This window comes from Chloroherpetonaceae bacterium (assembly GCA_025056565.1).
Classification (GTDB): Bacteria; Bacteroidota; Chlorobiia; order Chlorobiales; family Thermochlorobacteraceae; genus Thermochlorobacter.
In genome coordinates this window covers 174,639-187,027 of the sequence record JANWWA010000001.1, presented here as the reverse complement: position 1 = coordinate 187,027, position 12,389 = coordinate 174,639, and the positions used below count along the sequence as shown (strand labels likewise).

Annotated in this window: 11 protein-coding genes; 4 read left to right on the top strand and 7 right to left on the bottom strand. The window is 49.5% G+C overall.

Annotated elements, in window-relative coordinates; genetic code table 11:
* Window positions 1-144: 144 nt before the first annotated feature.
* A complete protein-coding gene (locus tag NZM05_00805) occupies window positions 145-903 on the bottom strand; it encodes a hypothetical protein (protein ID MCS7012155.1) in 759 nt (252 codons plus the stop codon).
* A 162-nt stretch (window positions 904-1,065) separates the two neighbouring features.
* On the opposite strand from NZM05_00805, the gene dnaG reads away from it, so the two are divergent.
* Window positions 1,066-2,982, top strand: coding sequence for a DNA primase (gene dnaG / locus NZM05_00800; protein ID MCS7012154.1), 1,917 nt, complete (start codon window positions 1,066-1,068; stop codon window positions 2,980-2,982).
* On the opposite strand, the gene NZM05_00795 is transcribed toward dnaG, so the two are convergent.
* Window positions 2,979-3,809 (bottom strand): sterol desaturase family protein, encoded by an 831-nt coding sequence (locus NZM05_00795; protein MCS7012153.1) that lies wholly within the window; start codon window positions 3,807-3,809, stop codon window positions 2,979-2,981. The two genes, dnaG and NZM05_00795, sit on opposite strands and share 4 nt — an antisense overlap.
* 230 nt (window positions 3,810-4,039) lie before the next feature.
* Here NZM05_00795 and NZM05_00790 point away from each other — a divergent pair, with 230 nt between their 5' ends.
* The 3 genes from NZM05_00790 (at window position 4,040) to NZM05_00780 (ending at window position 6,354) form a co-directional block, all read left to right on the top strand.
* Window positions 4,040-5,392, top strand: coding sequence for a DASH family cryptochrome (locus tag NZM05_00790; GenBank protein MCS7012152.1), 1,353 nt, complete (start codon window positions 4,040-4,042; stop codon window positions 5,390-5,392).
* Between the two features lie 200 nt (window positions 5,393-5,592).
* Window positions 5,593-5,787 carry a hypothetical protein gene (locus tag NZM05_00785; protein ID MCS7012151.1) on the top strand — a complete coding sequence of 65 codons (195 nt, stop codon included), beginning with the start codon at window positions 5,593-5,595 and terminating at the stop codon, window positions 5,785-5,787.
* A gap of 45 nt (window positions 5,788-5,832) precedes the next feature.
* On the top strand, window positions 5,833-6,354 hold the full coding sequence (locus tag NZM05_00780) for a hypothetical protein (protein MCS7012150.1): 522 nt from the start codon (window positions 5,833-5,835) through the stop codon (window positions 6,352-6,354).
* Between the two features lie 99 nt (window positions 6,355-6,453).
* On the opposite strand, the gene NZM05_00775 is transcribed toward NZM05_00780, so the two are convergent.
* The 5 genes from NZM05_00775 to NZM05_00755 form a co-directional block, all read right to left on the bottom strand.
* Window positions 6,454-6,921, bottom strand: coding sequence for a hypothetical protein (locus tag NZM05_00775; protein ID MCS7012149.1), 468 nt, complete (start codon window positions 6,919-6,921; stop codon window positions 6,454-6,456).
* A gap of 197 nt (window positions 6,922-7,118) precedes the next feature.
* Window positions 7,119-8,348, bottom strand: a complete 1,230-nt coding sequence (locus NZM05_00770; GenBank protein ID MCS7012148.1) for a M48 family metallopeptidase — start codon at window positions 8,346-8,348, stop codon at window positions 7,119-7,121.
* A 111-nt stretch (window positions 8,349-8,459) separates the two neighbouring features.
* A complete protein-coding gene (locus NZM05_00765) occupies window positions 8,460-9,839 on the bottom strand; it encodes a DnaJ domain-containing protein (protein ID MCS7012147.1) in 1,380 nt (459 codons plus the stop codon).
* Window positions 9,840-9,880: 41 nt separating this feature from the next.
* The gene (locus NZM05_00760; protein MCS7012146.1) at window positions 9,881-10,876 is read right to left on the bottom strand and encodes a 2-hydroxyacid dehydrogenase; all 996 of its coding nucleotides are present in this window, start codon (window positions 10,874-10,876) and stop codon (window positions 9,881-9,883) included.
* Window positions 10,873-12,243 (bottom strand): DnaJ domain-containing protein, encoded by a 1,371-nt coding sequence (locus NZM05_00755; GenBank protein ID MCS7012145.1) that lies wholly within the window; start codon window positions 12,241-12,243, stop codon window positions 10,873-10,875. Before NZM05_00755 ends, NZM05_00760 begins: the two co-directional genes overlap by 4 nt.
* Between the last annotated feature and the right edge of the window lie 146 nt (window positions 12,244-12,389).

Below are 12,389 nucleotides of genomic sequence, written 5' to 3'. Positions count from 1 at the left end.
AGGCTAAATTGCAAGGTCAGGCTATGGGTTTAGCAAAAACATGAAGCAGCATCCCTCTCCCAGTCGGAGAGGGACACTTCGGCTGAAAGGGAAGCATGAAGATAACCGACTCTGCAGGAGAGCATCCCAATCGCAAAGCGTGAATTAGCCACGCTTTTGATTGAGCTCTACCATTAGCGTATTCTTCACCCAATCGTAGTCGGGCTTGATGGAAAGTGCATGCTGGTAGTATTGACGCGCTAAGCCATAATTTTCTTGCTCAAAAGCAGCCTTGCCTAACCAAGCATAAACTTCCTCTCTTCCCCAGTCAGGATACATTGGCGACTGCAATTGATAGGTCTTAAAAAGCTGCTCAGCTTTGCTAAGTGACTCGACAGCCTTGCTAAGGCCGCCGCCAAAAGTTTCAGGTAGGACAAACGAAGTGATGCCTTCAACCAAATGCAGGCGAGGATTATTTGCTTCAACGACTTTGGCTTTGCCCAAGGCTTCCGCAATTTTCAGGGCATACTTCATTGCTTCGGTGGCAGCTTTGACAATGCGCTGTGCATAGATGTAGGCTTCTAAGATGTGGGCTTCGGCAAAGTCGCTTTTCATGGCAAGCGCTTTGCCAAGATGTTCCATTCCCGTCTCAAACGAGCGTTCCATGCCGACCTCATCTTCTCGCTTGATACACCGCAAGGCATAGCGCACGCTGGCAAGCGCAATGTAGTAGTGAAGAATCGGAACGTGTTCATGCGTAGAGACCATCTTCTCTAAAGCAGCCACATAGTTGAGCAAGATGTTATCTTCGAGCGCATCAGGATTGTGCAAAGCGGCTCGAATTTCGTGAAACAGCATTTCCCGCTTCTTGCTGTCGGGTTTGGCTGACGGTGTGGTAAGTGGTGTATTAGTCTGTATTGCCATCGTTACATCTTAGTAATTTATCGTTATGTAATGCTCTAAGCTTGTGGAATGGCTCTACCGTTAAAAACCTGCGATGAAATAGCAGAGGCAAGGCACAAAGGTAACATTTTTTTTTGCAGTCGCACAGCGGTTACAGCACAAAGATAAAAATTTTCTTTGGCGATGAGATTGCCCGAAGAAAAAATTGAGGAAATCCGCCGCTTAGCCGATATTGTTGATGTGGTATCGGAGTATGTCCCCTTGCAGCCAGCTGGCAGAAACTACAAAGCACGCTCTCCTTTCACCAATGAAAGAACACCATCGTTTTTCGTTTCGCCTGAGAAGCAAATCTACAAGTGCTTTTCCAGCGGCAAAGGCGGCAATGTCTTCACGTTTGTGATGGAGATGGAAAAAGTCGGCTTTCTTGATGCAGTGAAAATCGTAGCAAAGAAAGTCGGCATAGATCTCTCGCAGTATGAGAAAGGCTCTGATGCAGCAGAGAAAGAACAAATTGAATACGCAGTGATGCGCTTTGCGGCAAGGTTTTTTCACCAAGCCCTCAATACGGCTGAAGGAAAAGTCTGCCTCGAGTATTTCAAAAGTCGTGGACTAACTCGGGAGACCATCTCACACTTTGGGCTTGGTTACGCCTATAACCACTGGGATAAGCTGATTGAGGCGGCACAGAGCGAAAACTTTTCGGTCGACTTGCTGCGGACACTGGGCTTGGCCAGCTACAGCGAAAAATCAGGCAAACACTACGATACCTTCCGCCATCGAGCCATGTTTCCGATTTTCTCAACAGCGGGCAAGGTAGTTGGCTTTGCTGGTCGCTTGCTCGAGGACGAAAAAGATGCACCAAAGTATATCAACTCGCCAGAAAGCCCGCTCTACGAAAAATCCAAGCTGCTGTATGCACTGAACTTTGCCAAAGATGACATTCGTCGAAAAGGAGAAGCCATTTTGGTAGAAGGTTATATGGACGCCATTTCACTGCATCAAGCAGGCATTTGCAATTGTGTGGCGTCCAGTGGCACAGCGCTGACAACTGAACAAGTAAAGTTGCTCTCACGCTACAGCAGAAATATCCTCTTTCTCTACGATGGCGACCGTGCCGGGCTTTCAGCAATGCAGCGAGGCATTGATACCATGCTCGAGCAAGGCATGACGCCGTTTGTGGTCATTTTGCCTGATGGACATGACCCTGATAGCTTTGTGCGAGAAGCAGGTGCTGAGTCGCTGCGTCAGTTTATCACGGCGCACCGTTTTTCCTTTCTGGACTTCAAAATTCAGATGCTAAAAGAGAGCGGGGCATTATCAGACCCTGTGCAGTTTCGTCGTAGCCTCTCAGAATTGGTGGCCACGCTGCTCAAGCTACCTGATGAGCTAGCACAGGAAATTTACTTTAAGGCGCTGTCAGAGAAGTTAGACATTAGCCTTGCACTGCTGCGAAATGAAGCAGAGTCGCAACAGGCAGAGAAACGCAGAAAGCGTCTTGCGCCGAAGCTGTCTGTATCGCCAGCCGTGCAACAGGCAGCGGCGCAGCACATCGCACCAGCAAAGCCTTCGCAAGCAAAAGAGGTTTTATCGGTAGTAGAGCGCACATTTCTAAAAGCACTGCTGGAAAGCACGGCACACGGATCTGCAGCGTTAGAGTTTACAGCCGAGTATCTTTCGCTCCTAAACTTGCAGCACCCGCAGGTGCAAGCAACGGTGGCATTCATACTCAGACGCTATGAGCAGCTTAAAGCACGTGGGCTAAATACGCTGGATGTGCCAAGTGAGCTGGCTTATTTGGAAGACGAAAGCCTACGCAACTTCATCTCAGAGCTGCTAATCGAAACACCCATTTCAGAACGCTGGCCGGAAGAATCCGCAACTCATCACGCGCGCCGATGCCTTCAAGCATTCTTAGACGCTACGAGTAGATTGATGATGGCTCAGTGCGATCACCTGCTAAAAGAAAATCTGGCAAAGCTGCAGCACACATTAGACGAAGCAGAACAAGTGCGCTTGCTCGAAGAACAAAAGCGCATTCTCGAGCGTCGTCAAGAAATACGCCGAGAGTTTGAAGCCATCTCAAAAAATTGGGGATGCTAAGCAGCACTTTCCGAGAGCGGACGGAATGCGTATAGGTGCTGCCTAATGTAGCTTTTGGTGTCTTCCCAAAAGCGAATGTAAAGTGGACCGTCTGTGATGCTGAGCGGATAGTGGGTGTCAGTGATGCCGTATCCAGAAGGTTTTTCTTTAGGCAAATAGGCTGTGCCAAATAGCCAATCCCAAATCGCTAATTTGGTCGAGAAGTTTATACCACCTTCTTTGATGTCACAGGAGTGATGCCAGCGGTGCATTTCTGGACCGTTGATAATGAGCTGCAGCACACCCGATTTGACATCAATGTTGCTGTGAATCCACATTCCCCAGATGCCGTCAATGGCGCCTTTAATGAGAATCATTTCAGGAGGAGCACCCAGCAACACAATTGGTGCAAATTCAATTGTTTGGTTAATCAAAATCTCCAGCGAGTGTGAGCGCATACCTGCAATCCAGTCAACCTGCCGAACAGAGTGATGCGCCTCGTGCAGTCGCCAGAGCACTTTGTTGTGATGTTGCCAGCGATGAAACCAATAGATGTAAAAGTCATGCGTAATCAGAAAAATGAGCGTTTGTGCCCAAAGTGGCACGCCCTCCAACAGCCTTAGTCGGGATAGCCCAGTCTGAGCGTCAATCCAATACACAATAGCTGAAATGATGAGCGATAGCACGTAGCTCTGCAAGAGGGCATAGAAGACAAGGTCAGCGAAAAATCCCTCTCGGAAAAAAGGCTGCCCTTTATCGTAGGGGAAAAGCCGCTCCAGCACGATGAACAGCACCGCAGCAGCGATAACCAGAATTGGTAGAAGACTGGCAAGCGCGGTAATGGTCATTTTTGCAAAATGTTTTCTCGGGCTGCAAAGATACGACTTCTTGGCAAATTAGACCGACCAAGTAAAGGGTATGGCGGAGAAGAGCAGTAAACAGATGCGGCATCGGTAGCACGCAATTGTGTTACCGACTCTACGCCCTTGTTTCAGAACGAGCAATAAAATGCGAACACGACACTCTGTTGTTGAACCTGATTCGACAATTTTTGAGTTATGTGGTAAAAAGCGGGTGTATGTCGTCTTGGAAAAATCTTGTTTGGCTGCGCAATGATTTGCGCTTGCACGATAACGAAGCCCTCACTGCGGCGCTAAGTAGCTCTCCCGATACTTTGCTGGTCTATTGTCTCGATGAGCGTCTTTTGGGCACGCTTCCATCAGGCTTTCCCAAGATGGGGAAGTTCAGAGCAAAATTCTTGCTTGAAAGTCTCGCAGATTTGCGTGAGCAAGTTCGCCAAAAGGGAGGGGAGCTAATTTTTCGCATCGGTAAGCCAGAGGAGATTGTGCCTGAGCTTGCCAAGGTCGCAGGCGTCTCTTTTGTGTATTTCCACCGAGAAGTAACCAGCGAAGAGCTGCGTGTGGAAGCCGCACTCCGAAAAAATCTGCAGGCCATAGGCATTCAAACCAAAGAGTATTGGGGCAGCACGCTTTATCACTTGAACGATTTGCCGATGTCTATTGAGCACTTGCCCGACGTGTTCACACAGTTCCGCAAGGAATGCGAAAAGCGCGCAACTGTGCGTGCCACGTTCCCCGCGCCGAAATCGCTGCGTAAGCCCACCAGCATAGAGGTAGGGGCGTTGCCGACGCTTGAGCAGTTAGGAATACAGCCGCCGCAGCCTGAGCCGCGTGCAGCTTTTTACTTCAAGGGCGGAGAGCGTGAAGGTCTGAGGCGCTTAGAAGAATATTTCTGGCAGAAGGATTTACTCAGAAACTACAAAGAGACTCGCAATGGCTTAATTGGTGCAGATTACTCCTCAAAATTTTCGGCATGGCTGGCTTTAGGGTGTCTGTCACCACGAAAAATTTACGAAGAAATTAAGCGCTACGAAGCCAAGCGCATTGCTAATGACTCCACCTACTGGCTCATTTTCGAGCTTATCTGGCGTGATTTTTTCCGCTTTGTTGCGCTCAAATATGGTAATCGCTTGTTCCACAAATTCGGCATTAAGGGGCAGCCAAAGAAGTGGTCTCGCGATAGAGTATTGTTCCAAAGATGGGTAGAAGGACGTACAGGACAGCCGTTCATTGATGCCAATATGCGTGAGCTAGCTGCAACAGGGTTTATGTCGAATCGAGGGCGACAAAATGTTGCCAGTTATTTGGTGCATTATCTGCAAATCGACTGGCGACTAGGCGCTGAGTACTTTGAGTCAATGTTGGTCGATTACGATGTGTGTAGCAACTATGGCAATTGGAACTATGTAGCAGGCATTGGTAACGACCCACGAGAAAACCGCGTGTTCAACCCTGTGCGCCAAGCGGAAATGTACGACCCCGAAGCGGCATTCATTAAACTGTGGATTCCTGAGTTGCGAAACATTCCGGCACGCCAAATCCTGACAGCAGAAAGGCTATCATACTCCTAAGCTATTCTGCTGTGAAGAATACCCTCGCCCACTGAAAATGATAAGACGAGAGTGAGAGATTTCTGCTTTGCGCGCATTCTACCATCGCAATTTGCTTAGTTACCTCTTGAGCCCAATGCCTTCGCCATCGGGGTGGTTACTCATTGGTTACTCGAGTGCTACATCTTGTCTGCAAAATTGCACACCATTGTCGCAAAGCGATGCTGAAGCGAGAGACGTTTGTAATGAAGCTATTTGCATATAGCGAGTCAGAGACAAGCTCTCTGAAAATTCAGCTGCAGCGCTCTGCGTCGGGAGAGACAGTCATCTTCAGCAGTGTGGAAGAATTAGCTCGCTACATTGAGCGCTGGGCGCGGCAGCAAACCTCAACGGATGGCGGACAAACCGAGAAGTAAAGTTGTTCTTTGAGGCTCAATCACGTAACCTAAACACATCAAACTATGAAACAGCTCTTCTTTCTTGGTTCTGCGATGGCTGTGCTGAGTGCAGTCGTAGCAACGGATCTCTCGGCGCAGATACGTCCTGATGCCCGCTTGGGTATCTATACCAACGGTGGGAATTTCTCGCTCGGTGCGGGTGTAGCGGTGCCGGTCAAAGTTCCCGGCTTTGGCACGCTTTCCATAAATCCTACTGCGGATTACATCTTTATATCCAGTCCGCCCGGTGGCAGTGCCCTCAGCATTTTCGTGCATGGTGATGTCGCCTATATTTTTGATATCCCTAAATCTCCAATTGCACCATATGCAGGGGCAGGTTTGCTAATCGCCTTTTCATCTGTCTCAGTTGATGTACCAACATTCGGTGGGGGCACGCAGCGTCAAACCTCGAGCTCGACCAATGCAGGCTTAAATCTGTTCGGCGGTGCGGAGTTCCCAGTGGGACCAGTGGCAATCTACGCACAAGCTAAACTGCTAATTTCGTCGGGAACAAATTTCCAGATTGGCGGCGGTGTGCGTTTCTGAGTAGAGCATAGTGGGCATATGGGCAGCACAAGAGGTGCTGCCTTTCTGTTTTAGGCAGGCATAGCAAAACAACCTTGAAGTCTAAGGCAAGCAAAGTGATTACATTGAGGACTTCCACTTGCCAGCAAACTCTTTGGCAAGCTGGCTGCTTAGGTAATTTAGCACAACTTTCTGCTCATCGGTAAGGTTGAGACTAATGTGGGTGGAAGAAGTGCCCCAGACAGCCTTGTAGTTTGCTTTTACGATTTCGGGCTGACCAAACTTGCGTGTAAGTTTGTGCTCCAAATCCTTGATAAGGTCGCTAGTGGAAACGGTGCCCTCATACTGAAAGATGCAAGTGGCCTGAATGAGCTTATTTTCTACGAAGCTGTAGACAATAATCGCAGGGTAACCTTCCTCTTCGCCTCTATAAAAAAGTCGTCCGGGGCTTTCTTTGATAAGCTGAGCAGTTTCTACGGCAAGCACTTGGGCAGGCTCCATTCCCCAAACCACATTTCGAAATACAACTTCTTGCTTCTGAACACCGAGCAATAGCAGCAGAACTCCAGCCATGGCAGCGCGCATCATACTCATTGCAATGGTTATACTCGCTTCAAGCTGGAGCAAAAATACGCAAGCAAAGAAGTTTTGACTTCCAAATAGGAGTTAAAAAATTGTTAAATCTGCAAGGCTGAGGAAGTGACAGACTAAGGGGCAAAAGACGCAAAGGGCGGATTTTGGCAAAGCATAACGCCGCTCGGTCAAATCCGCCCCACAAACTGTGCTTAGCGCGTGTTGCGCATAAAACGCTCTTTGAAGCGACCTTTAGTAGTGGGCTTGTAGTGCGTAGAAACGAATGCCCGGATTTGCTTTATGCGCTCGCGAGCATCGTCAGGTGCGAAGTATTCGGAGCTATATACTTTGGGTTCAGCCATCTTTGCTTGCGCCAGCGCAACCGTTTCACTGATGCGAATAATGCCAAATGGGTCATAGCCTGCTTGTGCAGCAAGATAAGCACCGTAGCGGTCGGCTTCAAACTCGTATTTGAGTAGACGCTTGCGAATGGCACGCTCATATGATTCAGCGGCAATTTCCTCAAGCTCTTGCTCGCTTTCATCCATTTCTTCTTCCATTTCTTGCTCGAGCTCGGCAAAGGCTTCAGCAGCTCGGATTTTTGCAATGCGCTTTGTGAGTTCTTCCATTCCGTGTCGGCGAATGACATGCGCAATTTCATGCGCAATGACAGCCGCCAGCTCTGATTCATCTTGGCAAGCATCAATCATACCTTTGGTGAGAAAAATATAGCCGCCAGGGCAAGCAAACCCGTTGATGGTTTCGTCTTGCAAAATAAAGACGCTAAAATCCCAATCGTAGAATGGTGTTTGCTCCACGATAGCGGCACAAATCATATTGACATACTTACTAAGTCGCGGATTTTGAATGACACCAAATTCAGAAGCAAGGCGAGCCGCGACGCCTGCGCCCACTGCAAGTTCATTGAGCCGGGCATCATACATCGGTGGTTCAAGACCCAGCGCAGCGAACGATACTTTGGTTGGCTCACCTTGTGCCTGCAACTCCCGCTTGAACGCTCGGAACTCAGCTTCGGAAAATTCATTAAACGTCTGGTCAAGCACGATGTCCAGCGTTTTATCGGTGAATTTCTTGGAGCGTTTTGCGAAGCCTTTGACTGCCGCTGCTACAGCAGCACGAGAGGCTTGCGCCGTGCTCCACTTGGTGATGACGCGCGTGCTGGGCACTTGCTTTTCTTCTAAGCAGTTTTCGGCAATCCAGCCACGTGTCTTCTTGTCAGGCAGTTCCACCTTCACCCAGCGGTCAGCTTTTTCGAGCATCGTAAGGGGGGTGTTAGCGCTCAGTGTTGCAATGAGCTTGTAGTAAGAGCCAGCGCCATCGCGCACTTGGCTATTGTCGCGCTTGGTATAGACCCGCTGCGCAAACGCAAGCTCTGCTTGCAGAAAGAGTAGCGCAAGAATAAAGCAAAATAACTGGCGCATATTTGAATCAATTTGAGTTAAAATCAATGAAAAGATGCTTCTCCAGCAAGCACCTTTACGAGTGCCAGCAAAGCAAGCTGTGCGCTATCGCACAAAGGTGATGGGCTACCATCACGGCAAAGCGGTTGAATACGGTCGCATATCCCACGCTTTGATGGTGCTATCTGTGCCAGCTGAGTAAAGCAGCAGACCGTCGGGCGAAAACTTGACGGAAGTGGCTTTGCCTTTTCCCGATTCAGGTGCGTGGGCTGCAATAACATCTAACTTTTGACAAGTCTTGGCTGAGTAAATCCGCACAAATCCATCGGCATTTGCCGTCGCAAAAATATGACCTTTTGGGCTAAACGCTACGGCAGTGATGGTCATAGGCTCTGGTTGTGTGGTGCGCACAGTGCCTGTAGCAAGGTGAGTTTGCCGAACGACACGGTCTTCGCCAGACGAAAGCACCCAATTGCTATCAGCATCCATTGCAAGGAGGCGCTTGCGGTGCAAACCGATGTTGCGAAGTTGTCCCTCTCGCCAATTCCAGACCATTACTTGCTGGTCGTTGGTGAAGGCGATATGTTTGTCGTCGCCTGTGAAAACCGCTGAGTAGATAGGGAAGGCAATCCCCATTCGAGTTCTAAGCAGTTCGCCCGTTTCAGCGTGCCAAACCTTTGCAGTTTTGTCCCAACTGGTAGTAACAAGCAGCTTGCCATCATGGCTGAAATTGACGGACGTGATAACGCTCTGGTGAGCAGAGAGAGTGCGCTGCAAGATGAGCGAGTCGCCTTTGAGTTCGAAGAGATGCAAAAGCCCGCGCATCGTGCCCAGTGCCAGTCGATGGTCAAACGCTGCAAGTGAAACGGCGCTGGTATCAGCATAACCAAACCACATTTGCTCAGGCTGTGCGGTGCGCCACATCACAATGCCTTTGTAGCTGGCTACAGCGGCGGCGTACTTACCATCGTTTGGTAAAGCAATAGATTGCAGCGCTGCACCAGCGCGATAAATCTCCTCTGGAAGCGTAACAGTGGGCACTTCTGCTGCAGGCGCGGGCTTACCGAATTCTTCGGGGTTGACAAAGCGCCAGAAAAGCGAAATTGCAGCAAGCAAAAATAAGATAACAAAGGTGAGTGGGCGGACACGAGAGCGCGCACCTGCAGCAGCGTTCCAGCGCTCAATTTCAGCCATTCGCGATGCATACTCGCTGTAGGAAGAGCCATCGTAACCTGCTTTTGCGGCAAAAGCCATTGCTTCTGAGAGGCGCTGCTGGTAGAGAGCATCGTATTGACGGCGTTTTTCTTCGTCAAGGAGTGTATTCTTGGCTTCATTGAGGCGCTGAGCACGGCGTTCAGCACGCTCACGCTCACGGGGCGATGCAGTCTGAAATTTATCAGGGTGGGTTTCTTTAATCAACTCCTTGTAAGCTGCACGAATTTCATCAGCTGTTGCATTAGGCTTGAGCCCAAGCTCCGCATAGTAGTCCACAAAGCGGTCTTGCTTGTTCATAGTGTTTCTCCTTCACAGTGTCGAAATGTGTTGAAGAAAGACTACTTCATGACAAGCTCATTTGGACTTTCCTTGCCGCATGCCCAAGCATCAATTGTCTCAAAGGTGGTATCGGCAATGTTGCGCAGGGCAGTGTCCGTCAGAAAGCCTTGATGGCTGGTGACGATGACATTAGGGAAAGAGAGCAGTTGTGCTAAAATTTCATCTTGCAAAACATAGCTGGAGCGGTCGTAAAAGAACAGCCCCTTTTCTTCCTCATAGACATCTAAGCCCAAATAACCAATCTTGCCAGAGCGTAAGCCATCGAGTGCAGCCTCAGTCTTCACAAGGCCGCCACGACTGGTGTTGATAAGCATCACCCCATCGCGCATTTTAGCAATCGTGTGTTCATTGATGAGATACTTTGTCTCAGGCGTAAGTGGGGTGTGCAGTGTAATGATGTGGCTTTCCCGAAAGAGTGTATCGAGGTCGACATACTCCAGACCATATTCCTTTGTGAGTGATTCATTGGGGTATATGTCGTAGCCAAGCAAGCGGCAGCCAAAGCCGTGCAGAATTTTAACAACAACTGACCCAATTTTTCCAGTACCAATGATGCCTGCAGTTTTGCCGTTCATATCAAAGCCGACTAAGCCAGTGAGCGAGAAGTTCAAGTCGCGCACGCGGTTGTAAGCACGTGGCAACTTGCGATTGAGGGCCAACATCAAGGCGACCGTGTGCTCTGCCACCGCAAATGGTGAATAAGCAGGCACATTAGCAACCCGTATGCCTAATTCGCGGGCTTTGTCAAGGTCAACATGGTTGAATCCAGCGGAGCGCAAGGCAATATGCTTGATGCCAAACGAAGCCAATTTTTCCAAAATCGGCGCAGAGCCATCATCATTGACGAAAAGCGAAACCACATTTGAGCCTTTGGCCAACTCAACGGTTTCAGTCGTGAGCTGAATCCTTAGGAAATTAAGCTCATACCGATTGCGAGCAGCCTTGATAAGGAAGTCTCGCTCAAAGGTATGTGAATCAAAGAAGGTAATTTTCATAGTTCGGGTGATTGCAGTTGAGCAGAGTTTGACGAATGTGAGGCATTGGGCACAGCCCAAATGCGAACCACTTGGTCTTCGCCGAAAGAGTAAATGTGCTTGCCATCATCACTGAAACCGATTTCCAGAGCCTTACCCAAGTGGGCGTTCCAGACTTCAAGTAGCTTGAAGGCTGCGGCATCATAGAGGCGCAATCGTCCGTCAGAATTGGCAGTGAGCAAGAAGCGGTAATCAGGGCTGTAAATCATCTTGGTAATTTGCCCAGATTCTTGACCAAGATGCTTGGCCGCACCAGTAGCCAAATGGGTCTGGCGAATCTCGCCGCCTTCGCTGGCAGAGGCAACCCAGTGGGGAGAGCAGCACACGTGAAGCAATCTGTCACGGTGCTGTGTAAGACGGCGAACAGCTCCATTTTTCCACATCCAAATTTTAACCCAGCGATCGTCTGTGAAGGCAATGAATTTCCCATCGGGCGAGTAGGCTAGCGAGCGAGCAGGTTGAACACCCGAGACAAAGGAGCGCTCTAACTGACCGGTCTCTAAGTTCCATACCTTGATGGTGTGATCATCAGCGGCGGAAGCAAAGCGTGTGTGGTCAGGTGAAAGCGCAAGGGCACAAAGTGGCTTTTGATGACCTGAAAAAAGCTGAGGCGGTGTCTGAGCCTTGTGCGCCCCAGCTGCTAAGCGCGCACCATCACTGGCAACCCACACAGTCGCACTGAGACAAAGCAGCGAAGGTGAAAATGGAAGCCTATATTGAGCACGAACTTGCCCTGTGGAGAGAGCATAGAGCGCAATGCCGTCTGGTGTGGAGCAAAGCACAGTCGGCAATGTGTCAGCCCAAGGTGCAAAGGCTACAGCAGTGGATGCCAGACGATACTCAGCAAGCGGTTTTGAAAGTGTCGTAACAGGTTCCGCTTCAGCAATACGCACCACACCGCCTTGCGTCATCACACCACGCCAGATAAGTCCCACTGAGGCGAAGAAAATGTAGAGCACACCTATGCCGAAAAGCACATAGCCCGGATTGATGCGCTGCATTGACTCTGTGAGGCGCAGACTGCGGTAAAACTCAGCGCGCCGTGCCTTAGAAGTGTCGCCTTGCGAGCAGTGGCTGTAGCCTTTTTTGGCGCGGTAAAGAGCATCAAAGGCTTGGCGACGAGTGGGTGACAGCAGCGTCTCTTTGGCAAGATTGAGTAAGCGAGCTGTTTCCTCAGCTGAGGCTTTCGTGTGAGCTGAACAGTGGGGCATCGTATCGGGGTGAGTTGCCTTAATGCGCTCAATGTAGGCACGGCGAATTTCATCATCGGTTGCAGTCGGCGCAACGCCTAATAGCGCATAAAAGTCAATGAACTCTCTGGGCGACATAGCTACTCCTTTCCAAATGTTGGCAACACAACCAGAGACAATATACAAAACCCCTGCAATGTAATTAAGAGCTGTGGTGAGAGTGCCCAGAAATAATTGGATATTTTTGGCTAACTTGCACGCCAACAATTTGGAACACCGTAACC

Bases quoted from the DNA above. Each gene is read 5' to 3' on its own strand.
- NZM05_00805 (MCS7012155.1), bottom strand. From the start codon at position 903: ATGGCAATACAGACTAATACACCACTTACCACACCGTCAGCCAAACCC.
- dnaG (MCS7012154.1), top strand. From the start codon at position 1,066: ATGAGATTGCCCGAAGAAAAAATTGAGGAAATCCGCCGCTTAGCCGAT.
- NZM05_00795 (MCS7012153.1), bottom strand. From the start codon at position 3,809: ATGACCATTACCGCGCTTGCCAGTCTTCTACCAATTCTGGTTATCGCT.
- NZM05_00790 (MCS7012152.1), top strand. From the start codon at position 4,040: ATGTCGTCTTGGAAAAATCTTGTTTGGCTGCGCAATGATTTGCGCTTG.
- NZM05_00785 (MCS7012151.1), top strand. From the start codon at position 5,593: ATGCTGAAGCGAGAGACGTTTGTAATGAAGCTATTTGCATATAGCGAG.
- NZM05_00780 (MCS7012150.1), top strand. From the start codon at position 5,833: ATGAAACAGCTCTTCTTTCTTGGTTCTGCGATGGCTGTGCTGAGTGCA.
- NZM05_00775 (MCS7012149.1), bottom strand. From the start codon at position 6,921: ATGATGCGCGCTGCCATGGCTGGAGTTCTGCTGCTATTGCTCGGTGTT.
- NZM05_00770 (MCS7012148.1), bottom strand. From the start codon at position 8,348: ATGCGCCAGTTATTTTGCTTTATTCTTGCGCTACTCTTTCTGCAAGCA.
- NZM05_00765 (MCS7012147.1), bottom strand. From the start codon at position 9,839: ATGAACAAGCAAGACCGCTTTGTGGACTACTATGCGGAGCTTGGGCTC.
- NZM05_00760 (MCS7012146.1), bottom strand. From the start codon at position 10,876: ATGAAAATTACCTTCTTTGATTCACATACCTTTGAGCGAGACTTCCTT.
- NZM05_00755 (MCS7012145.1), bottom strand. From the start codon at position 12,243: ATGTCGCCCAGAGAGTTCATTGACTTTTATGCGCTATTAGGCGTTGCG.